General features: G+C 71.0%; 22 protein-coding genes. 16 read left to right on the forward strand and 6 right to left on the reverse strand.

All coding sequences use genetic code 11. From position 1 onward, the window contains the following. Positions 1-12: 12 nt before the first annotated feature. Both QOL88_RS22915 and QOL88_RS22920 read right to left on the reverse strand, forming a co-directional pair. A complete protein-coding gene (locus QOL88_RS22915) occupies positions 13-714 on the reverse strand; it encodes a hypothetical protein (protein WP_097219020.1) in 702 nt (233 codons plus the stop codon). A 59-nt stretch (positions 715-773) separates the two neighbouring features. Then, a complete protein-coding gene (locus QOL88_RS22920; RefSeq protein WP_257027863.1) occupies positions 774-2,768 on the reverse strand; it encodes a hypothetical protein in 1,995 nt (664 codons plus the stop codon). Between the two features lie 737 nt (positions 2,769-3,505). Between QOL88_RS22920 and QOL88_RS22925 the strand changes: the two genes are divergently transcribed. The 10 genes from QOL88_RS22925 to QOL88_RS22970 all read left to right on the forward strand — a co-directional run bounded on the left by QOL88_RS22925 (position 3,506) and on the right by QOL88_RS22970 (position 10,644). Beyond that, positions 3,506-4,246, forward strand: a complete 741-nt coding sequence (locus QOL88_RS22925; protein WP_097219024.1) for a hypothetical protein — start codon at positions 3,506-3,508, stop codon at positions 4,244-4,246. A 17-nt stretch (positions 4,247-4,263) separates the two neighbouring features. After that, the gene (locus tag QOL88_RS22930; protein ID WP_097219027.1) at positions 4,264-5,154 is read left to right on the forward strand and encodes a hypothetical protein; all 891 of its coding nucleotides are present in this window, start codon (positions 4,264-4,266) and stop codon (positions 5,152-5,154) included. Then, on the forward strand, positions 5,151-6,458 hold the full coding sequence (locus QOL88_RS22935; protein WP_097219030.1) for a TadA family conjugal transfer-associated ATPase: 1,308 nt from the start codon (positions 5,151-5,153) through the stop codon (positions 6,456-6,458). The genes QOL88_RS22930 and QOL88_RS22935 overlap by 4 nt, the downstream gene beginning before the upstream one ends. A 46-nt stretch (positions 6,459-6,504) precedes the next feature. Then, positions 6,505-7,455, forward strand: coding sequence for a type II secretion system F family protein (locus QOL88_RS22940; RefSeq protein ID WP_179879138.1), 951 nt, complete (start codon positions 6,505-6,507; stop codon positions 7,453-7,455). After that, positions 7,455-8,378: a type II secretion system F family protein gene (locus QOL88_RS22945; protein WP_179878934.1), complete on the forward strand. Its 924-nt coding sequence runs from the start codon at positions 7,455-7,457 to the stop codon at positions 8,376-8,378. Before QOL88_RS22940 ends, QOL88_RS22945 begins: the two co-directional genes overlap by 1 nt. A gap of 74 nt (positions 8,379-8,452) precedes the next feature. Next, positions 8,453-8,704, forward strand: coding sequence for a hypothetical protein (locus tag QOL88_RS22950; protein ID WP_031107180.1), 252 nt, complete (start codon positions 8,453-8,455; stop codon positions 8,702-8,704). A 46-nt stretch (positions 8,705-8,750) separates the two neighbouring features. Next, positions 8,751-9,212 (forward strand): TadE family protein, encoded by a 462-nt coding sequence (locus tag QOL88_RS22955; RefSeq protein WP_097219035.1) that lies wholly within the window; start codon positions 8,751-8,753, stop codon positions 9,210-9,212. Then, complete coding sequence (locus tag QOL88_RS22960) at positions 9,213-9,641, forward strand: TadE/TadG family type IV pilus assembly protein (RefSeq protein WP_097219037.1); 429 nt, start codon at positions 9,213-9,215, stop codon at positions 9,639-9,641. After that, positions 9,638-10,108, forward strand: a complete 471-nt coding sequence (locus QOL88_RS22965) for a pilus assembly protein TadG-related protein (RefSeq protein ID WP_097219040.1) — start codon at positions 9,638-9,640, stop codon at positions 10,106-10,108. Before QOL88_RS22960 ends, QOL88_RS22965 begins: the two co-directional genes overlap by 4 nt. A gap of 305 nt (positions 10,109-10,413) precedes the next feature. Continuing rightward, positions 10,414-10,644 (forward strand): hypothetical protein, encoded by a 231-nt coding sequence (locus QOL88_RS22970; RefSeq protein ID WP_097219042.1) that lies wholly within the window; start codon positions 10,414-10,416, stop codon positions 10,642-10,644. A 64-nt stretch (positions 10,645-10,708) separates the two neighbouring features. Here QOL88_RS22970 and QOL88_RS22975 read toward each other — a convergent pair whose 3' ends face one another. From QOL88_RS22975 to QOL88_RS22985, 3 genes are all read right to left on the reverse strand, one after another. Beyond that, complete coding sequence (locus tag QOL88_RS22975) at positions 10,709-11,089, reverse strand: hypothetical protein (RefSeq protein ID WP_097219044.1); 381 nt, start codon at positions 11,087-11,089, stop codon at positions 10,709-10,711. A gap of 240 nt (positions 11,090-11,329) precedes the next feature. Further along, positions 11,330-12,418, reverse strand: coding sequence for a hypothetical protein (locus tag QOL88_RS22980; RefSeq protein WP_097219047.1), 1,089 nt, complete (start codon positions 12,416-12,418; stop codon positions 11,330-11,332). Further along, positions 12,415-13,065, reverse strand: a complete 651-nt coding sequence (locus QOL88_RS22985; RefSeq protein ID WP_097219049.1) for a hypothetical protein — start codon at positions 13,063-13,065, stop codon at positions 12,415-12,417. The genes QOL88_RS22980 and QOL88_RS22985 overlap by 4 nt, the downstream gene beginning before the upstream one ends. A 439-nt stretch (positions 13,066-13,504) precedes the next feature. Here QOL88_RS22985 and QOL88_RS22990 point away from each other — a divergent pair, with 439 nt between their 5' ends. The 5 genes from QOL88_RS22990 (at position 13,505) to QOL88_RS23010 (ending at position 20,094) form a co-directional block, all read left to right on the forward strand. Beyond that, the gene (locus QOL88_RS22990) at positions 13,505-16,399 is read left to right on the forward strand and encodes a BTAD domain-containing putative transcriptional regulator (RefSeq protein WP_373559301.1); all 2,895 of its coding nucleotides are present in this window, start codon (positions 13,505-13,507) and stop codon (positions 16,397-16,399) included. Continuing rightward, positions 16,396-17,124 (forward strand): prepilin peptidase, encoded by a 729-nt coding sequence (locus QOL88_RS22995; protein WP_097219055.1) that lies wholly within the window; start codon positions 16,396-16,398, stop codon positions 17,122-17,124. Before QOL88_RS22990 ends, QOL88_RS22995 begins: the two co-directional genes overlap by 4 nt. 25 nt (positions 17,125-17,149) lie before the next feature. After that, entirely contained in the window at positions 17,150-18,139 is a 990-nt protein-coding gene (locus tag QOL88_RS23000; protein WP_257027864.1) for a CPBP family intramembrane glutamic endopeptidase, read from the forward strand. Between the two features lie 70 nt (positions 18,140-18,209). Continuing rightward, positions 18,210-19,409: a cyclic dehypoxanthinyl futalosine synthase gene (mqnC, locus tag QOL88_RS23005; protein ID WP_097219057.1), complete on the forward strand. Its 1,200-nt coding sequence runs from the start codon at positions 18,210-18,212 to the stop codon at positions 19,407-19,409. A 7-nt stretch (positions 19,410-19,416) separates the two neighbouring features. Then, a complete protein-coding gene (locus tag QOL88_RS23010) occupies positions 19,417-20,094 on the forward strand; it encodes an imidazolonepropionase-like domain-containing protein (RefSeq protein ID WP_097219059.1) in 678 nt (225 codons plus the stop codon). A 62-nt stretch (positions 20,095-20,156) separates the two neighbouring features. On the opposite strand, the gene QOL88_RS23015 is transcribed toward QOL88_RS23010, so the two are convergent. Next, complete coding sequence (locus tag QOL88_RS23015) at positions 20,157-21,179, reverse strand: chitinase (protein WP_097219062.1); 1,023 nt, start codon at positions 21,177-21,179, stop codon at positions 20,157-20,159. A gap of 289 nt (positions 21,180-21,468) precedes the next feature. Between QOL88_RS23015 and QOL88_RS23020 the strand changes: the two genes are divergently transcribed. After that, on the forward strand, positions 21,469-21,777 hold the full coding sequence (locus tag QOL88_RS23020; RefSeq protein ID WP_306456183.1) for a hypothetical protein: 309 nt from the start codon (positions 21,469-21,471) through the stop codon (positions 21,775-21,777). The last annotated feature ends 11 nt before the right edge of the window (positions 21,778-21,788 follow it).

Consider the following 21,788-nt stretch of genomic DNA (forward strand, 5'->3'; position numbering starts at 1 on the left):
TCGACGGGCCGCTCACTTCGCGAGCTTGGAGTTCTGCGCCCGCACCACGTTCGCGGGCATCGTGGCGTCGCTGGGCCGCTTGCTGTCGGCGATGGCGAAGCCGTTCACCGCGAAGTAGACGGCGAGCACGTCGCCGTCGCGGACGGCTTCGGTGTGCAGCGTGTGGGTGACACCCCGGAACGTCATCGTCGAGCGGAAGGCGACGGCACCGGCCGCCGTGCCCTTCTCGGCGGTGACCGAGCCGTAGGCCGTGCTGTTCTTGCCCGCCTTCGCGGTGAACCCGCCGCCGCACTTCGAAACGGCCTTGGCCAGCCCGGCCAGTGACGACTCGGCCTCGGCCGCCGGTTCGTACGAGGCGAGCGTGACGTACGTGCTCGTCTTGCCGTAGCCCGCCCCGGCGCTGCGCGTGAGGTCGGCCTGTGGTTTACCGAGCGGGAGTTGATTCATCGCGTAGGCCAGCGGTGCACAGCCGGGCTTGTCGACCGTGACCTCGTCCGCGGACTTGGCGAAGGCGTACTGGGCTTCCAGCTCGGACACGTTGTAGCCGGGCAGGTCGTCCTCCGTCACCATGGCCTTGGCCAGCCGCTGCGCAGGAGTGATCTGCTTGGCTTTCGGCGTCGTCGGCGCACTGGAGGGGGTGTCCTCGCCCGAGCAGGCGGTCAGTGCGGAGGTCAGGGCCAGGGCGGAAACTACGGCCAGAGCGGCGCGCTTCAATGGGGGGCTCCTAGTCGCTGATGGGGCGAAGATCATGGCATGGCGGCTCCGGAAGCTCCTCAGTGGACACCTACGGTTTCCCTCACCCTGTCGATGAGCCGGGCGATGCCGTCGGGTACGGCGGTCAACGGGCCGCCGGTGATGTCGTAGTAGGGGAGGCGGGTGTTGCCGAGGGAGGCGTCGGGCAGTCCGAGCAGCCGGGCCGGGATGCCTCTCGGATCGACGATGGCCGTGTCGCGGCAGGGCGCGCACACGGGGAGCAGGCGGCGGCGGTTGCCCTCGGCGGAGACGCGGACATGGTGGCGGTGTTCGGCGGGGCCGTGCAGCGGGTTGACCCCGCAGCACAGGTTCGACGGCCGTCCGGTGAGGGCGGCCCGGCTCGCTCGGGCGAGCACGATGACGGCGACCAGAGTCGCGGGATCCACCCCGGGGCGCCGGGCGCGGCCGGGGTCGCCGTCGACCAGGAGCAGCGCGGCGTCGAGGTGGTCCCAGGCGCGGTCGCGGTCGTCCGGGGCGCTGAACTCGGCGCTGAGGGCGGTGAGTTCGGCGTACGCGGTGCGCCGGAGGTAGGACGTCGACGGTGCGGTCGGGGCGGTGAACGGCATCCGGTCGAACGGCTCGGGCGCGGGTGAGCGTCGGCGCAGCAGGCCCCGGACGATGTACGTCGTCCCGGCGACGACCGCCGACAGCAGCAGGGCCGCGAAGGCGCCGACGAGCAGGCCGGGCCAGAAGTCGGTGGAGTACAGGGCCGGGAGGGTGTTCTCGTCGGCGGCCCTCGGCGCGGTGGCCGGGGCGGTTTCGTATTGCGGCCGGTCGGTGCGTGGGGTCTCGTCGAGGAAGGTCATCAGCCGGTCGAGACGCTCGCCGAGGAGGTGGTCGTCGGCCTCGTCCGCTCTGCTGTCGCCCAGGGTGAGGGAGTCCGGCAGGTCGAGGAGCAGATGGGTGGAGTCCAGGCGCAGCCCGTGGTTGTAGACGTCGATCGTGCCGTCGTCCGGATCGGCGACGACGTACACGCCGTCCCCGCCCACCTTGGCGTGCACCGCCGCGGCGAACAGCTCCGCGTCACCGGCCGATTCGCTCTCCGGGGTCTGCGGCACGACGGAGACGTACACCGGGCCGCCGGCGTCCGAGCGCCGGAAGTGCCGGATCCGCTCGTGCAGCCGGTCCAGTTGCCGGGCGTCGAGGACGCGCGGGCTCTCCGGATCGGCGTAGACGGGGTCCTGCTTCAGCCCCGCCGCGACCCGCTCCACGCGGGCGGACATCTCGGCGGGGGTGGGGGGTCGTGCCGCGCTCGACTTGGTCTCGTCGAAGACGACGGGAGCGGTGAGGGCGATCGCGGCGGCGGACAGGAGCGCTGCGCCCGGGACGAGCAGGCGCAGAGCGGGTTTCGCGGTGCGCCCGCGCCTTACGAAGGCCGCCGACAGCAGGATCGACAGCGGTACGCCGGTGAGCAGGATCCCCGTGAGGAACGACTGGTTCTGGCGGTCGGACGGGCCGATGTACATCTCGGCGGGCTCTTCGTCACGGTACTTCTCGCGAACGGCCTCGGCGCGGGAGGCGGCCTTCTCCTCGCCCTGCGCGATGACGTCGACGAAACGCTCGAAGCTCAGCAACGGGCCCGCGTCATAGGCGAGTTCGTACTGCGTGACCGTGACGGCGGCGTCAGCGGGGGCGCGGACGCCGTAGGCCGTGGCCTGTGCGACATCACTCCCCTCGATCAGGACGTACAGTCCGTCGCGCCCGAGCCGGTCGTGCACCGCGCCGAGCAGCTGCTTGCCCTCCGTGCTGCTCATCATGGGCAGGACCAGGACGTAGGTCGGGACGCCGGTCTTCTTCGCGAGCCTCGCGAAGTCGGGGGCGGTGGACCGGGGTACCTCGCGCGGGAGTTGGTCGGTGACGTGGACCGGGTTCTCGCGCAGGCGGCCGGCGAGGTAGGCGGCCTGGGTGGCGGGAGCCTGGTTCGCCGCGTGGGCCGGGGTGGCGGTCGCGGCCCGGGTGGCGGGAGTCGTGTCCGCCGCGTGGGCCGGGGTGGCGGTCGCGAAGACGGCCGGCAACGCGCAGAGTGCGAGGAGGAGTCGGAGTGCGCGGGTGCGGCCGTCGCTCCGGGCCCGTATTCGTCCTGCCCAGGCGTGGTTCGTCCTCACTGCTCTCACCGGTGAGCCCCCCACGGTCCGATCGCTGTCCGCGCGGCACTCTACTTGGGGCTTCGCGAGTGCTACAGGTCGCCCGGCTGTGGCGTGGCCGGCTCGCCGGAGGGGCCCATCAGGATGCCGTGGGTCTCGTGGAGGTCCTTGCCCGCCTTCACCGGGACACGGGACTCGGCCAGGACGATGCCGCTCGGGAGGCGACTGAAGGTAAGGGGTCGGGAGCCTGAGAGGCAAGATCAAGAACGCACTCGCCCCCGGCTTCGTGAGTGAATCGTGCAGGCATGATGGCCGACGAGTGACGAACCCGCCCATCGGCGCGCGCCGTTGGGGCCGGCGGCGATTCACTGGCGCACAGGTCATGTTGTCATCCGGGACTGGTCCCGGCCGGGTTGAGCCGGTTCGGCGTTGCAGATGGATAACAGGCCGCACCCTGCGGCCCGTGAGGCCGGACGTGCCTTGAGGGGCTTATGTGCGGCTGATACGGTGCGATGGCTTGACACTCACCCCCAGTGCTGGCTATTCGCCCAGGTCGGGCGGGTGCGTCCGGCCCGTCCCGCACTTCTCCGTGCGGGTCGACGCGGGTGAAGTGTCCGAATTTGAAGGCACATGACAGACATCTTCTTGGGTGTACGGGGAGCGGTTGCGTGAAGATCCAAGAGCGTACGGGGGCGGGCGCAGGCCGTTCTGCCGTTCCGGCTCAGCCGTCGGTCGGCGACCGGCTTCCCACCCCTCCTCGCGAGCGCAAACCGGCACTGGCCGCGCTCGCGGTGCTGCTGATCCTGGTGGGTGCGCTGGGCGCGACCATGCTCGTGCTCCAGGCCGGTGACCGCATCGAGGTCGTCAAGGTGACGGCGCCGATCCCCGCGGGCGGCTCGGTCAGCAAGTCGAACACGACCTCCGTCATGGTCGCCAAGGACGACAGCATCCACTACGTCGAGTGGACCCAGCTGAACGAGCTGAAGAAGCTGAAGGCCGTCAACGCCATCCCCGCCGGAGTCGTCGCGGTCGGCGAGATGTTCGGCAGTGAAGCGGGTGTCGCCGCCGGCAAGGCCACCGTGGGCCTGTCCCTCAAGGCCGGCCAGTACCCGACCGGCATCAAGCAGGGCGACACCGTCGCGGCCTACCGCGTCAGCTCCGCCACCGGCTCGGGCAACAGCAACAGCAACAACAACTCCTCGTCGTCGGCGTCCAGCAACTCCGTCATCGCCGACAGCGCCCGCGTCAGCTACGTCCCGGGCCCGAAGGACAGCGGCGACGAAATCGTCGGCAGCACCAACCTGGCGGTCACCCTGACAGTCGACAGCGACAAGGCCGCCGATCTGGCCCAGGCCGCCTCCAACGGCGAGGTCGCTCTCGTCAAGGTCCCCGGTAACTCCGGCAACTAGAAGGCGGCACTCGACCCATGGCGCTCATCGCTCTCGCCGCCGACAAGGGTTCCCCCGGCGTCACCACCGCGGCCGTCGCGCTCTCGGCGGTCTGGCCGCGGCGTGTCCTGCTCGCCGAGGCGGACCCGGCGGGCGGTGACCTCGTCTACCGCAGTGCCGCCGCGCACGGCGGACCGCTCAACCCCAACACCGGCATGCTGTCCATCGCCGCCACCGCACGCCGCGGCCTCGTGCCCGACCAGCTCTGGGACCACGTCCAGCCGCTGAGCGGAGGGCTCGAGGTCCTCGTCGGGCTCGGGATCGCCGAACAGGCCGCCGGACTCGCCGGGCTGTGGCCCACCCTCGGGCACGCCTTCAACTCCCTCGCCGACTCCCCGCACGCCGCCGCCGACGTCATCGCCGACTGCGGACGCATCAGCGGCGACACCCCGGCCGTGGAGATGTTCCCGCACGCCGCGCTCGTGCTGCTCATCTCGCGCACCGAGCCCGAGGCCATCGCCCGCGTCCGTGACCGCGCCGCCGCCCTCGCGGGCAAGCTGCACGGCGGAGCGCGGGGCGCCGCGAGCCTCGGCACCCCGATGATCGGTGTCGTCCTGATCGCCGACACCGGCACGGCCGGCAAGCTCGCCTCGCAGGTCAACGACATGCTCGTACACGCCCAGACCGGCGCCCGCGTGGTCGGCACCCTCGCCGACGACCCGGCCGGTGCCGACCAGCTGGCCGGCCGCAAGCGCGGCCGCCTCGACAAGTCGCTGCTGATCCGCTCGGCCCGCAAGGTCACCGCCGACATCTACCAGCAGTACGGCGCCGCCTGGGCCGCCTCCGCGCAGGCCAACCAGGCGCCCCAGGCCCACCACGCCCCGCACGCCCCGGGCCGGACGCAGGGCCACGCGGGGGCCGGCGCATGACCGCTGTCGACCACCAGTTGGTCAAGCGGTTCCGCCAGGACGCCGGCGACCGCATCGCCGAGCAGCGCCGGCAGGACCAGGTCGCGGGCGTCACCCCGATGTCCACCGAGGACGAACGGCAGTACGCCCGGGCCGTCATAGCCCAGATCCTGGAGGAGTACGCCCGCTCCGAGATCAACGCGGGCCGTACGCCGCTGGACGCCGAGACCGAGGAGCAGTACGCGGCAGCCGTGCACGCCGCGCTGTTCGGCGTCGGCCGGCTCCAGCCGCTGCTGGACAACCCCGAGGTCGAGAACATCGACATCAACGGCTGCGACCAGGTGTTCATCGGGTACGCCGACGGCCGTGAGACGCAGGGCGACCCCGTCGCCGAGACCGACGAGGAGCTCGTCGAGCTCATCCAGGTGCTGGGCGCCTACTCCGGTCTGTCCTCCCGGCCCTTCGACTCGGCCAACCCGCAGCTCGACCTGCGCCTGCCCGACGGTTCGCGACTGTCGGCCGTCATGGACGTCACCCGGCGCCCCGCGCTGTCCATCCGCCGGGCGCGCATGGGCAAGGTGTTCATCTCCGACCTCGTCGGCAACGGCACCCTGTCGCCCGAGGTCGCCCACTTCATGGCCTGCGCGGTCCGCGCCCGCAAGAACATCATGATCGCCGGGGCCACCAACGCCGGCAAGACCACGCTGCTGCGCGCCCTCGCCAACGAGATCCCGCCGCACGAGCGCCTCATCACCGTCGAACGGGCCCTGGAGCTCGGCCTCGACACCTTCCCCGACCTGCACCCCAACGTCGTCGCCTTCGAGGAGCGGCTGCCCAACTCCGAGGGCCAGGGCACCATCTCGATGGCGGAACTGGTGCGACGCTCGCTGCGTATGAACCCCTCCCGCGTCATCGTCGGTGAGGTTCTAGGCGACGAGATCGTCACCATGCTCAACGCCATGTCGCAGGGCAACGACGGCTCCCTGTCCACGATCCACGCCAACAGCTCGCACGAGGTCTTCAACCGTATTTCCACCTACGCGCTGCAGGCCACGGAACGGCTGCCCATCGAGGCCAGCCAGATGCTGATCGCGGGCGCGGTCAACTTCGTCGTCTTCATCCAGCGGCGCAACAACTACGGCAGCGGTGGCCGCCTCCAGCGCATGGTCACCTCCGTCCGCGAGGTCAACGGCGTCGACGGACGCGTGCTGTCCAGCGAGGTGTTCGCGGAGGCCCCCGACGGCCGGATCGTGCCGCACGCCCCCATAGCCTGCCTGGAGGAACTGATGGCACACGGCTACCGGCCGACCGGGACCTGGGGGTGAGCCGGGAATGACCACGAACCTCGCGGCACTCGGCTCGCTCGGCTCCATGGGCGGCCTGTTCTCCACCACCGTCCTGTACTCGATAGGGAGCGGCGTCGCCGTCGGCGGCGGCCTCGCCCTCCTCCTCATCGCCGTACGCGGGCTGCCCGCCAAGCCCGACCACGAGAAGCAGAAGGCCGCCGAGCGGGCGAGCGAACTGATCCGCTTCGCCGGGCAGCGCGGCTCGCTCGCCGCCATCGTCGGGCTGGTCGTCCTCGTCCTCACCCGCTGGGCGGTCGCGGGTATCGCGGCCGGTGTCCTCGTCTTCTTCTGGGACCGCCTCTTCGGCGGAGCCGGTGAGGAACGGGCCGCCATGCGCCGCGTGGAGGCCCTGGCCTCCTGGACGGAGTCGCTGCGCGACACCATCGCCGGCGCCGTGGGTCTGGAGCAGGCCATCCCGGCCTCCGCCCGCGCCGCGGCACCCGTCCTGCGCCCCCACCTCGACGCCCTCGTCGACCGGCTGCGCTCCCGCACCCCGCTGCCCGAGGCGCTCCAGCAGCTCGCCGACGAGATCGACGACGCCTCCGCCGACATCATCGTCGCGGCCCTCATCCTCAACGCCCGCCTGCGCGGCCCGGGTCTGCGCCAAGTCCTCGGCGCCCTGGCCAAGTCGGCCCGCGAGGAGGTCGACATGCGCCAGCGGGTCATGGCCCAGCGCGCGTCGACGCGTAGGTCCGTGCAGATCGTCGTCGCGGTCTCCATCGCCTTCGTCCTCGGCCTGTCGATCTTCAACCGCGACTTCGTGGAGCCGTACGGAACGGCCGTCGGCCAGCTCGTCCTGGCCTGTGTCTGCGGCCTGTTCGCGCTCGGCTTCTGGTGGCTGCGCAAGCTGTCCACCATCGAGACGCCGGAGCGCTTCCTGGTCCGTGACGAGGCCTCCGTCCAGTTCGTCCGTCCCAGGACGCCGTCGCACGCGCAGTCCCAGCAGCGGATGCCGCAGGAAGAGGGGGCACGCTGATGGACCTCACGATGCCGCTCGTCGTCGGCGCCGTCATGGGCCTGGGCATCTACGCCCTCGTCCGCGCCCTCATGCCCAGCAAGCGCAGCGCGATCTCACAGGTCGCGCGGATCGACGCGATGCGGGCCCGCGGCTCGGCCTACGAGTCGGCCCGCGTGGAGCGGGAGAAGGGACGCCTGGGCGCGCTGCGGGCCGAAGTCGGCCTGCGCGTCTCGGAGTTCTACCTCCAGCAGGGCTGGGAGCAGCGCTCGCTGCGCGCGGACCTGGCGGTGCTGGACCGCAGCTGGGAGAAGTTCCTGGCGACGAAGGTGCTGCTGGGCGTGGCCGGCCTGTTCTTCGGCCCGTTCCTGTTCGCCATCGTCTACACGCTGGGCTTCGGCCGCAGCCCGATCATCCCGGTCTGGCTGGCCCTGCTCTTCGGCGTGATCTTCTTCTTCCTGCCCGACCTGGAGGTACGGCGGGACGCCGCCGACAAGCGGCGCGACCTGCGGCGGGTGATCGGCGCCTACCTCGACCTGGTGTCGATGAGCCTCGCCGGCGGACGCGGTCTGCCCGAGGCGCTGATGGCGGCGGCCGAGATCTCCGACGGCTGGGCCAACCAGCGCATCCGCAACGCCCTGTCCGACGCCCGCATCACCGGCGTCAGCCAGTGGCAGGCACTCGGCGCGCTCGGCGAGGAGATCGGCGTCGAGGAGCTCAAGGACCTCTCCGCCTCCCTGGCCCTGGTCGCGGACGACGGAGCCAAGGTCCGCGAGTCCCTGGCCTCCCGCGCCGAGACCATGCGGCACCGCGAACTCGCCGAGATCGAGGGCAGCGCGGGCGAGAAGTCCCAGTCGATGCTCGTGGCGCAGCTGCTGCTGTGCGCCGGGTTCCTGGTGTTCCTGATCTTTCCGGCGGCGATGCGGGTGTTCCAGGTGCAGTGAGCCGTGCGTGAGCCTTGCAGCGACCTTCACAACTCCAGAACTGCCCCGAACCGATTTCGAAAGGACAAGACGTCATGAACGGACGCACCTTCCACACCGGCATCCCCGCCGTGGACTTCCTCGTCACCTTCCTCCAGGCCCGCACCGAGCGGGCCCGCTCCGGCGAGCTGGACCGCGGTGCCTCCGCGGTCGAATGGGTCATCATCTCCGCGGTCGTCGTGGCGATCGTCGGTGTCGTGGCGGCCATCATCAACGCCGCGCTCAGCGAGGGCGCCAACAAGGTCGGCGACTGCATCAAGGGCGCGGACGCGGGCAAGACCTGCTGATCGCCTCAGAACCATCAGGAGCATCAGAGCAACGGGGTTCACGGGGATGCCGGCAGACGTCAGCAGACGGGTACGCCGCTGGGTGCGGGCCGCACGGGAACGGGCGGCCACCCGCGGCGACTCAGGCATGACCGCGATCGAGTTCGTGCTGCTCACCCCGGTCCTCTTCTTCATGATCTTCGCGACCGTGCAGTTCGCCCTGTACTTCTTCGCGGACCACGTCGCCCAGGCGGCGGCGCAGGCCGGAGCCCGCAAGGCCCGTGCCACGGCCGACGAACAGCCGGGCGCGTGGCGGGGCGAGGCGCGGGACGTGGTGGACAGCTACATCCGTCAGCTCGGCCCCCAACTGGTCCTGTCCCCGGACGTGACGATGGTGCAGCCGGAGCAGAACACGGTGGGCGTGGAGATCGCGGCGAGGGTGCCGACGGTGTTCCCCGGGCTGGATCTGACGGTGCACGCGCAGTCGGTGGGGCCGGTGGAGCGGTTCGTACAGGAAGAGGGCAACTGAATGTCCGTCCCTTCCCTCGCCCAGGGCCGCCGGCCCGTGGACGACAGGGGCTTGTCCACCGTCGAGGTCGTGATCCTCGCGCCGGTGATGATCCTCTTCATCCTGGTCCTGGTGGCCTTCGGCCAGCTCGTGGACGGCCGCGGAGCGCTCGACGGAGCGGCCCGGGACGCGGCCCGCGCGGGATCGATCCAGAAGGACCACGCGACGGCCATGGCCGAGGCCAGGAAGGCCGCCGAGGCGAACCTGTCGGACGTCTGCTCGGGCCCCGTGACCGTCACGCAGACCAGCCAGGGCTTCGAACCGGACACCATCTTCACGGTCGAGGTGAGCTGCCAGGTGCGGGGTCTCGCCATGCTCGGCCTCGACGTCCCGACGACCCTGTCGGCGAGCTTCAGCTCCCCGCTCGACCCGTTCCGGAGGTCGGTGTGAGACGCCTTCGGTCCTTCGGGCCGGCCTGGTGGGCGGCCCGTGCCGCACGTCTGGACGACCGCGGCTCCGGCGCCGGCGCGGTCATCATCTTCACGCTCGTCTTCCTCTCCCTCTCCGCGTTCGTCATCGACGGCGGCCTGTCCATCTCCAAGCGGGAACGCGCCGCCGACATCGCCGAACAGGCCGCCCGTTACGCGGCCCAGGACATCGACCGCGACGCCCTCTACGAGAACGAGGGCGGCCCGGCGCCGATCAACTTCGAGAACTGCAACGCCCGGGTGAAGGCCTTCGCCCGCGAGATGGACATGACGGGCGCGGACATCGGCGCGACCCACTGCGTGGCGGCCGACGCCCAGCAGGTACAGGTCGAGGTCCAGCTCACGTACTCCCCGGTCTTCTCGGGCATGTTCTACGGCGGCGACGTGGTGGTCCACGGTGAAGCGGTGGCGCAGAACGAGGTCGGCTGAGACGGTCCGGAACATTCGGTGAATCTGCACACCGTTCACCGTGAGGTCGGGACGGAGCGGGGCAGAAACCGAGGCCGGCTCACTTCTTGTGCTGCGGAACGCATTTCCGCACCGCGAAGTGGCAGAAGGTGTGAAGGCAGCGAGGTCTCGGGTGACCGAATGGTCACACCCATGAATGCGCGCCCGAAAATCCACGCACATTCATATCCACGGACCGGGCACTGACTGGCCGCCCCTTCTTCCGACGTGCTTTGATCAGTCGCGCTCGAGCACTTCGAATTGTTGAACGAAGGGAACCGCCCCCCATGGCCTTCACCCCGCAGATCCAGACCGCCCAGATGTCCGACGCCGAGTTGGACTCCATCGCCGGCGGCCAGGCGGGCGGTGCTGCCGCGGGTGCCGGCGCCGCTGCCGGTCTCTACGTCGAGACCACGGCCGCCGGCCTCACCGCCGGCGTCGGCGGCGGCCTGGGCCTCGCCGTCTCGCCGCAGGGCATCGCGGCGGACCTGCACCTCAACGCGACCGTCGCTTCCTGACGAACGCGCAGGAAGGGCCCCGGATCTCCGGATCCGGGGCCCTTTCGCGTCTTCGGCGGCGGTTCTACTTCCCCCCGCCATCCCCCTTACCGCCGGTGCCGCCCTCCCCGCTCTTACCGCCCTTACCGCCCCGCTTGTCCTCGGTCTTCATGGCGTCGTTCGCCTTCTTGGCGAGTTCGTCATCCAGCTTCTTGAACTCGCGCACGACGGCATCGGACATACTCGCCAGCGCATCGAGCTGCTGCGTGATGTCCTCGCGCCCGTCTTCCCAGTTGGACTCGAAATCGCCGAGCGCGTCATTGACACTGCCGTCGCCGATGTCGTCCTTGTACGACTCGAAGAGCTTCTTGGTGTGATTCAGACGCGTCTTGATGGACCGCAGCCGACGCCCGTAGCTCTCCAGCTCGGTCAGCGGGAGCGCGAGGTCGCTCTTGCCCTTGCCCATGCGGCAGTCCCCCAACGTCCGGCACTTCGATCTCAGCAGAACCGTACCCCGGCCCGATCTTTCCGTCGAACGACTGTGCCTTGTAAGTTCACGTGTGCATACGGTTGTTGACGTTGGTGTACGCGTGACGGGGGTTGCGGTATCCCCGAACAGGGCGCAGCGGTGTTCCGTGCATACGACCAAGCACTCGAAGCCCTGACGACGACCGCCTGAGCGCCCCGGGCACGAGAGTGCGGCGCGTCAGCGGTTGATCGACTGGATTTCCTGGACGTTCATGTCCTGGGTGGTCTCGAAGGTGCCGTCGGGCAGTTTGCCGCCGGAGCCGTCCGATCCTTCCCAGGTGATCTGCCAGGTGACGCTGGCGGAGAGCTGGTAGGGGGTGCCGTCGGTGGCGCGGAGGTAGCGGATGCCGCACGGGGGCGTCTTGTCGCCGTTGCCCTTGGTGTACGGGGTGCCGATGGAGCCGTCGTCGTTGATCTCGCAGTCGCCCGAGGCGGGGAAGACCTCGGCGTCCTTGGTGCCCGGGTCCAGGTGCAGGGCGACCGGCTTGGCGGTGGTCTCCGCCCACAGGCCCGTGTTCGGCAGGGCGGCGCGGACCTTGACGTCCTTGAAGGTGCCCTTGTCCAGCCAGACCCAGGTGGGCAGGTTCACCGTGGACTTCGCGGCCGGCTTCAGTTCGACCTTGGTGTCAGGAACCTTGACCTTGTTGTAGGCGTACTCGGCGAGTGTCTTCGGGGTGGGCGCGTTCGGGTCGTCCGGGACCTTGCCGGCGTCGACCCAGAACATGATGCGGCCGCAGTCCCACGAGTCCGGATCGCTGGGGTCGGGGGCGACGCCCCGCCAGAAGTAGCCGTCCTTGCCGAGGTTGTAGTCCTTGTAACCCTCGGCGGAACTGTTCGTCGCCGCGTGCATATCGAAGTTGTCCGCCGGCTTGCCGTCCCGGTAGTGGTCGGTCCACAGGCCCTTGCCGATCCAGGACTCGTGGATGCCGACGTCTCCGCCGCCGTCCGTGTCCACGAAATTCTTCAACCGCTCCGGGCTGAATGCGGGCTCGTACCAGCAGGCCGGAGGCTTCCAGTTGGGATCGACCGTGCCGAGGTTGCCTTCTTTGCCGCCGCCGTCACCGCCACTCACGTACGTGATCTTGATGTTGGAGACGGAAGCCGACAGGCCACCCTTGCCGTCCGCGCCGCCGCCGCTCTGCTGGTCAGCCGGTGGCACATTCGTGTTGTCCCCCGGCCCCGCTCCGTACGCGGTGCCGCCGGTCCCGAGTACGGCGGCCACGGTCAGCGCGGTGGGCCAGGCCAGCGTGCGTCGCAGGTGACTCATCGACGGCAGCCCTCCACGCGCCCCTGCACCTCGATCTGCAGCACCTTCCACACCTTTTGGGATCCCCGTGGCGGCTTCATCAGAAGGCGGAACTCCTGGAAGTCGTTGAGGCTTTGCTTCGTGTACCGGATCTTCTTCGTCTTGACGTTCTTGCCGTAGAACTTGCTCTGATCCCGGCACATCGTGACGAGCACACCACCCGATGTGCCGACGTCGTCGGTCCTGCCCCGGTAGTAGCTGTCGGAACCTGTCGCGGTCCAGTCGTCGTCGACCCATGCCTGGATCTGCGACTTTGCGTACTTAGTGGCACTTCCCAGTGCGTAGAACCGGTAGGCAGGGTCGTCCGGGTTCTGGGCAGTGATGCCGTGGTTGAGGGCCAGGATGTAGTTCTGCGCGTTGTCGAGGGCTGCCGCGTGGCGTGTGTCGGACGGCTTCGTGATGTCGAACTCGACCTTGAGGTCACTCGGCAGACTGACGTCCGGTCGGCCGGAGGCCGCAGACGGGGAAGCCGAAGGGCTGTCCGTGCCGGTGTCCGCCCCCTTGATGTCGTCCGAAGACTCGTCGCCGCCCCCGCCGCACGCGGTGAGCAGAAGCGCCGCCGTCGTGGCGAACGCGGCGGCTGTGGTGGTCAGTGCGCGGCGGGCCACGGCTTCTCCCCCGAAGTTCGGTGTGTGCAACAGAGAACGAAGCTATCAGTGGCCCGCGATGCTCCCCGGGCGACCATGAGGGATTGTGTGGAGAGCGTGACGAGTCTGCGTGGCAGTTGCGAAGAGGGGACTCCCCGTCGCCCGGTCACAGCAGTAGGTGTTCCCGGCTACAGGGGCAAATCGGACGCCAGTGGGGATCCTTCGAACCGCCCTTCGACGACCCCGATAAGAGTCCATAAGATCTCTGTAGGCTCAGCACACCCCTCACCTCACCGCTCGGCCTCACCTCACCCGACTCACTCCACATCACTCCACACACGACCCCAGGACACCCGCCATGCCGCGACGCCGCACCTCAAGCTCGTCAAGCTCGACGGGAAGTACGACGGGAACGACGACGGGGGGCACGGCCGCCCCGCGGAACCGGACCCCGCAGCCCGTGCGGATCCGGCGGCGGTCGTTCGGGGACTTCGTGAAGGCGTTCTTCGCCTTCGTCGCCCTGGCCGTGCTGCTCGTCGGTGTGCCGGGCGCGCTGGCCACGCAGATCGGGTGGCCGCTGCCGGACGGGGTGCCCAGTTTCGACTGGCTGCAGCAAGAGATCACCGTTCACACGTTCCTGAACATCCTCACCGTCATCGTGTGGCTGGCGTGGGCGCAGTTCACGGCGTGCGTGCTCGTGGAGATGAAGGCCGCGCTGTCGGGCGTCGGCGTGCCGGGCCGGGTGCCGGGTGGGGGGCCGAGTCAGTTGCTGGCGCGCCAGCTCGTCGCCGCGCTGCTGCTCGTCGGCGCGACCGCCGCCAGCTTCACGCCCGGGCTGTCGCAGCTCGGGAACAGCTACGACGCCAACCAGAAGCCGACCGTCGCGGCCGCCCAGGCCACCCCGGGCATCTTCGCGCAGCAGCAGGAGCAGGCCTCCGGCGCCGCTGCGGCCCTCGCCGAGCAGGCCTCGCACGCCGCCGCCCACGCCGACGCCGGCGGCAGCACCGCCAAGCAGGGCGACACGAAGTACTACCGGATCCAGCCGCCCGAGGGGCGTCACCACGACTCCCTCTGGGAGATAGCCCAACGGCACCTCGGTGACGGGCGCCGCTACAAGGAGATCTTCGAGCTCAACAAGGACCGCGTGCAGCCGGACGGGTCCAAGCTCTCCGAGGCCAGTCTCATCCGGCCCGGATGGATCATGGAGATGCCGGGTGACGCCCGCGGCGGCGACCTCGTGGAGATGCCCGACGAGGCGCCCAACGTGTCGCCGGACGTGCAGCAGCAGATCGGCGACTACGCCCGGACCGGCGACCACGCCCAGGGCGGTGGCGGCTCCGGCGCCCAAGGCGGCGGACACGAGCACGCCGGCGGCGGCGCCACCCAGGTGTCCGTCCCCGACCAGCAGCGGCCCGCCCACGACACCGGCCACCAGCAGGCCACCGCCGTCGGCGCCGAGTCCGACAGCTCCTTCGGTCTTCCCGAAGCCCTCCTCACCGCCCCCCTCCTCGCCGCCGGTCTCCTCGGCGCCCTGGGCCGGCGGCGCCGGCAGGCGCTGTGGCAGTCGGCGTTCGGGGCCGTCGGCGGGCGGCGCGGCATGGAGCCGCCCACGCCGAGCGGTGACGCGCAGGACGTCCAGGACGCGCTGCTCGTCGGCGCCGACCCCGAGGGCGTACGGCTGCTCGACCGCAGCCTGCGCGGTCTCGCCGCCTCCCTCGCCGAGGAGTCGCGCGCGCTGCCGGTCGTCTACGCGGCCTGGCTCAGCAACGGCGATCTGCACCTCCAGCTCGCCCAGCCCGCCGGGAAGCCCCCGGCCCCCTGGCAACAGGGCCAGGACCAGACGTTCTGGATGCTGTCCCGGACCGACGCCGAGCGCTACGAGGACACCGACACCGCAGCGCCCTACCCGGGTCTCGTCAGCCTCGGCACGATGGACGACTCACGGCTGCTGCTCAACCTGGAGGCCGTGCCCGGCATCGTGTCGCTGAGCGGCCGGGAGGCCGACCGGGCCGCCGTCTTCGCGTCCGTCGCCGCCGAGTTGGCGACCAACGGCTGGTCCGACCGCATGACCATCACGCTCGTCGGGTTCGGCGAGGACCTCACCCCGCTCGCCCCGAACCGGATCCGGCACCTCGAGGACATCGAGGCGCTCGTCGAGACCATGGAGGCCGAGACGCGGCAGCGGCGCGGAGCGCTGGGCGCCGCCGGGCACGACTCGGTCCTCACCGGGCGCACCGGGCCCGCCCAGCACACCCGTTGGGCCCCGCACCTCGTCCTGCTCGCAGCGCAGCCGTCCGCCGAGGACGCCGTCACGCTCGCCGAACTGGCCGCCGACGCGAGCCGTCTCGGCATCGGCTACCTCGTCGGCACCGACACCGGCGATCTGCCGGGCGCCGCCTGGGAGATGGAGATCACCGGCGAGGGCAAGCTGCTCGCGCCGCTCCTCGGGCTGGAACTCGACGCGCAGTTGCTGCCGGTGGCCCAGCAGCGGGCCGTGGTCGAGCTGTTCGTCGAGGCCGACCCGGAGCGCGAGACCGACGGGCCCGTGACCACGCCGCCGTTCCTCGTCGACATCAGCGAGCAGGGGCGTCCGGCCGTCTACGCGAGGCTGGTCGGACCGTACGAGATCATCGGCCTGGACACCCCGGACGGGGAGCGCAGCGCGCTGTTGCACGAGGCGCTCGCCCTGCTGCTCCTGCACCGCGAGGGCGTCCACCCGCGGGTGCTGTCCTCCGCGCTGTGGCCGCGCGGCGTCACCGAGGACGTGCGCAGCGCGTTGCTCGACCGGCTGCGGATCTGGCTCGGCACCGACCCCGACGGCACGCCCCGCCTCGGCAGGGACGCGAGCGGGCGGCTCACCCTCGCCAAGACCGTCGTCTCCGACCTGGACGTGCTGCGCTCCCTCTACCACGAGGCCACGCAGGGCAAGGGCGTCGGCAGCCGGGCCGTGCGCGGGCGGCTGCTCACCGACGCGCTCGTGCTGGTGCGCGGGCCGCTGCTCGCCGACCGGCCCGAGGGACGCTACCGGTGGCTCACCCACGAGATCGTCGACGCCCAGCTGCCGCTCCTCGTCGCGGACACGGGCCTCGCGCTGTGCGAGTTCCACATGGAGAAGAACCGGGCGGAGAAGGCGATCGAGGCGCTGAACGCGGCCCTGCGTACCGCGCCGGCCGACGAGCGCCTGTGGCACGAGCTGCTGCGCGCGACCCACTCCACCGGCGACTCGGAGCGGCTGACCGGACTCGCCACCGACCTCATCGGCCGCAGCGGAGCCCGCGGGCTGCCGCCGCGCACCGAGGCACTGCTCGACGAGCTGCTGCCGACGTGGCGTGACGCGATCGCCGCGACGGGATGAGCGTCTGGGTGCTGGTCGTCGCCGCCGCGCTGTGGGGCGCGGCGGCGGGAGCGCTGCTGCCGCGGGCGGCCTACCGGTTCTCGGCGCCCTCGGGTGAGCCGTGGCGGGGGGAGTGCCCCGGCGGGCACGCCCTCAGGGGCTGGCTGGGGCGCGCGGCGTGCCCGGAGTGCGCGGAGCGCGGATACGGGCCGCGCACGACCCCCATGGTGATCGCCACCGCCCTGGTCTGCGCCCTCCTCGCCGCCGCGACCGGCACCCGCCCCGAGCTCGGCGTCTGGCTGCTGCTCGCCCCGGTCGGCGTGCTGCTCACGGTCGTCGACTTCCGCGTCCGGCGCCTGCCCGACCCGCTCACCCTCCCTTTCGCCGGTGCCGCCCTGGCCCTGCTGGGCCTCACCGCACTCGTCCCCGAACACGCGGGCGTCTGGACGACCGCCCTGCTCGGCTCCCTCGCGCTGGGCGGCGGCTACTTCGTCCTGTTCCTCGTCAACCCCGCGGGCATGGGCTTCGGCGACGTCAAACTCGCCCTCGGCATGGGCGCGGTCCTCGGCTGGTACGGCTGGCCGACGGTCATGCTCGGCACCTTCGCCGGCTTCCTCCTGGGCGCCCTGTACGGAGCCGCCCTGGTCGTCACCCGACGAGCCACCCGCAAGACAGCGATCCCCTTCGGCCCGTTCCTGATCGCGGGGGCGTACCTGGGGCTTCTGGTGGGTTCCTACACGGCCTGACCCGGTGCCCGGCATGCTTGTGATCATGACAAACATGCCTCCGTACCCCACCGCCCCGTCCCCGTTCCCCACGGCCCCGCCCCCCGACCCCACCGGCCACCCGTACCATCGCCTGGACCGGGCCACCGGGCGTCACCGCTGGTGGCGGCCGCTGGTCGGTACCGTGCTGATGAGCCTCGCCTACGTCGTCCTCCTGCTCGTGCTGCTGGCCGTCACCTACGGTCTGGGAACGGCGCTCGGCGCGCCGGAACTGCCCGACGGGGGTGTCGACTTAGGGCCGCTCGGGAACACGGCGATGGATCTGGTGTCCCTCGCGATAGCCCTGCCCCTGGTGCTGCTGGCCACGCTCTGGCCGGCGAGACGGGCCGTCGGGACCGTCACCTCGGTCACCGGACGGCTGCGGATCGGCTGGCTCGGGTGGTGTCTGCTGGCCGGGCTGCCGCCCATCCTCCTGCTCACGGTGATCGCCCTCTTCCTGCCGGGCGACTCGGGCGAGTCCGACACCTGGGTGGGGTGGAGCTCCTTCCTCGCGGCCCTGGCCGTGCTGGCCGCCCTCGTGCCGTTGCAGGCCGCGGCCGAGGAGTACGTGTTCCGGGGCTGGCTGACCCAGGCGGTCGGGGCGTTCGTGCGCTCCCCGTGGTTCGCCGTGCTCCCGCAGGCCGTGCTGTTCGCCGCCGCCCACGGCTGGGGCACCAGGTGGGGCTTTTTCGGACTGCTGGTGAACGGCCTGGTGGCGGGGCTGCTCACGATCCGCACCGGCGGGCTGGAAGCGGCGATCGCCCTGCACGTCCTGAACAATCTGCTGGCCTTCGGCGCCTCCGCCGCGGTCGTCGGCGGACTGTCGTCGGACGAGACCGCGGCCGACGCGCCCTGGCCGCTGGCCCTCACCGCCGTGGTCACCGACCTGCTCTACGCCGCGCTCGTGCTGTGGCTCGCCCGGCGTCACACGCCACAGCGCCTCTCGGCACCGAGCGCCCCGCCCGCCCTCGCCCCACACCCCGCCCGCACGGCCTGACGTCCAGCCCGCCGAACCCCTGGCGTACGCTGGGCTGGTCCGTCCACAACCCTTACGAAAGGGACGCCCGGTGACCGAGAAGGCCGACCTTCAGCCCATCCTCGACCGCGCAGCCGCCGGTGGGCGGATCACCCCGGACGAGGCACTCGTGCTGTACCGGGACGCCCCGCTGCACGCGCTGGGCGCCGCCGCCGACGCCGTACGCCGCCGCCGGTACGCCGGGACCGAGCACATCGCGACGTACATCATCGAGCGCAACATCAACTACACGAACGTGTGCGTCACGGCGTGCAAGTTCTGCGCGTTCTACGCCCCGCCGAAGGCCACGGACAAGGGCTGGACGCGTGACCTGGACGACATCCTGCGCCGCTGCGCGGAGACCGTCGAACTGGGCGGCACGCAGATCATGTTCCAGGGCGGGCACCACCCGGACTACGGCGTCGAGTACTACGAGAAGCACTTCAAAGCGATCAAGGACGCCTTCCCCCAGCTGGTGATCCACTCGCTGGGCGCCTCCGAGGTCGAGCACATGGCCCGGATCTCCCAGGTGAGCGTGGAGGAGGCCATCCAGCGCATTCACGCCGCAGGCCTCGACTCCTTCGCCGGTGCCGGTGCCGAGCTGCTGCCCGAGCGGCCCCGCAAGGCCATCGCCCCGCTGAAGGAGTCCGGCGAGCGCTGGCTGGAGATCATGGAGATCGCGCACAACCTGGGCGTGGAATCCACCTCCACCATGCTGATGGGCACCGGCGAGACCAACGCCGAGCGCATCGAGCACCTGCGGATGATCCGGGACGTCCAGGACCGCACGGGCGGCTTCCGCGCCTTCATCCCGTACACCTACCAGCCCGAGAACAACCACCTGAAGGGCCGCACGCAGGCGACGCTCTTCGAGTACCTGCGGATGATCGCCATCGCGCGGCTGTTCATGGACAACATCGCCCACATCCAGGGCTCGTGGCTGACCACGGGCAAGGAGGTCGGGCAGCTCTCCCTGCACTACGGCGCCGACGACCTCGGCTCGATCATGCTGGAGGAGAACGTGGTGTCGTCGGCCGGTGCCAAGCACCGGTCCAACCGGATGGAGATCATCGATCTGATCCGGAAGGCGGGCCGGGTGCCCGCCCAGCGCGCGACCACGTACGAGCACCTCGTCGTCCACGACGACCCGGCGAACGACCCGGTCGACGACCGCGTCGTCTCGCACATCTCCTCCACGGCCATCGAGGGCGGCACGGCTCATCCCGAGCTGAAGCTGCTGGCGCCCAACTGACCTGACCGTGCTGACGATTCACGCCGCCCCGCTGGTCCTCCCGGCGGGTGCGGCACCCGGCATGGACACACCCGTCGTGGACGGCGCCGTCGTGGTCGACGGCGCCCGGGTCACGGCCGTGGGGCCCTACGACGAGGTCGCCGAGGACGCGCCCGGCGCGCGGGTGCGGCGCTGGCCCGGCGTGCTCACCCCGGGTCTGCGCCAGTGGCACCCGCTGTGGCTGCTGCGCCACTGCTACCACCCGGACCCGCGTGAAGCCGATGAGCTGGGCGAACAGCCCCTGTGGGGCGAGCGGCTGGCCGCCCTGGGCGACCTCACCGAGACCCGCTGGTCGGGCAGCGTGCGGCGCGGTGTGCAGCGGATGCTGCGCTACGGCACGACCGCGGTCGCCTCACCCGGCGCCCGCTTCCGCGATCCGCTGGTGGCCACGTCCGTCGCCCGCTCCGGGCTGACCGTCATGGGGACCACAGGGGCTCCCGGCATGCTGCTCGGCGAGCGGCCCGACCTCGACCCGTTCGCGGAGGGGTACGACCTCCCGGGCACGGTCCACGGCCCGTTGACCGTTGGCGGCCGGGCCGACCTGGCCGTTTTCGACGTGCCCGACGAGGCGGCCCTGCGCGAGCGCGGCGCGGCGACCTGTGTGGCGACCGTGCTGGCCGGCCGGCTGGTGTACCGGGCCCGCTGACCCGGGCTCCCGGGCTCCCTGACCGCGGGCCCCCTGACCCCGGGCCCCGACCTATGGTCGGCTCAGCCCGCGAGGGCCTTGCCGAACGCCCCCGACCCTTGCGTCACCCCGCTGCAATCCGTCGCCGCCGCGGTCGACTTGGAGCCGTCCGCGCACTGGCGGTCCCGGGCCGTCGACCACATCGACACCCAGGCGATGCCCTTCTCCTCGGCGAACGCCCGCACCTCGGCGGCGTCCGCGAGCGTGAAGGTCTCGTTCTCGACGTCGTTGACGCCGATCATCGAGGTGAGCGCCATGCCCTGCCAGGCGGTCGCGTCCGAGGTGCCGAAGACCTTCCTCAGCTGGGTGTGCGCGGCCTTGGCGGACGTGAGGGCGTAGCCGCCCATGTCACCGTCGTACGAGGAGCCGTAGTTCATCGTCATGAGGTTGACGGTGGAGACCTCGACGCCGTTGTCGTTGGCGGAGGCGAGCAGCGCGAGGCCGTCCTTGTCCAGGCCCGAGGGCATCACCGGGAGCGTGAACGAGACCTCCAGGCCGCTCCGTTCCTTCTGCAACCGCGCGAGCGCCTTCGAACGCAGGCTGACGGAGGCGGAGTCGGAGAGTTCGTCGCCCTCGACGTCGAAGTCGGCGAGGGTGGTGCCGGCCGCGTCCAGGGCCGTGCCGTACGCCGCCGCCAGCTCCGCGGCGCTGTCGCAGTTCGCCGCGAGTTCCTTGCCGGAGGCGCCGCCGAAGGAGACCCGGACCCGGCCGCCGTCCGCCTTGAGTTTCGCGATCCGGGAGGTGACCGTCGCGTCGCCGATCGCGTGCGTGCCGTTCCAGCGCGGGGTGCAGTCGTCGCCGTCGGCTATGACGAACGCCAGGTTGTACGTCGTGGGGGAGCCGGCGGTGTCGGTGCCGGCGGCCTCGGTGGCGCTGAGGTACGGGGCGTACGAGGTGCCGGCCGCGGCCGCCGCTGTGGGAGACGTGGTGGACGTGGGGGCCTCGGCGGCCGGAGGGGCCGCGTCGCCCTGCCCGGAGCATGCGGCGGTGGCGAGGGCGAACAGGCAGCCCAGCCCGGCCGCCGCCGGTTTCCGGTAACTCCTCATGACGTGCGCTCCCGTTCTCGTGAGGTCAGGGGTAGGACAGGAAGTACGTTTCCCGGCAGCAAACGTCTCACGAGGTCGGTTGCGCGCGGCGAGTTCGGCGGGCATTCCCGAGAACTCTCAGAGAAAGGACAGCTTCCATCGTTTCTCATGGGTCTCTCACAAGAAAACCCGAGTTTAGATCACATAAAGGCGCCCTACTGTCCGGGGAATGCATTCCGAGCCTGCCATCGAAATCCGCGCCCCTCGCGGTCGCCGCCGCAAACGCGGCAACGGGTCCGTCGAAGGCCCCGTGTTCGTTGACAACTCCGGACGCCGCGCCCGGCTGCTGCGCCGGATCGGCCTCCTCCTGGGGGCCGTCTGCCTCGGGTACGCGGCCGTCCTCGGCGCGGCCTTCATGGGCTGGGGGACGTCCCTGACGCCGTCGCAATTGCTGCCGTTCGCGGGCGCGGGGCCCGGCGGTGGTCAGCCGGAGGGGGTTCCGGGCGGTCCCGGCGGCCCGGGAGTCCGGCCCAGCGGTGCCCCGGCTGCCCCGGCCGGGGCAGCCGTGAGCACCTCGTCACCGACGGCTTCCGTGTCCGCCTCCGCCGGCGCCAACTGACCGGGGGCGCG

It is taken from the genome of Streptomyces sp. Ag82_O1-12 (genome assembly GCF_900182715.1).
GTDB classification, from domain to species: Bacteria; Actinomycetota; Actinomycetes; order Streptomycetales; family Streptomycetaceae; genus Streptomyces; species Streptomyces massasporeus.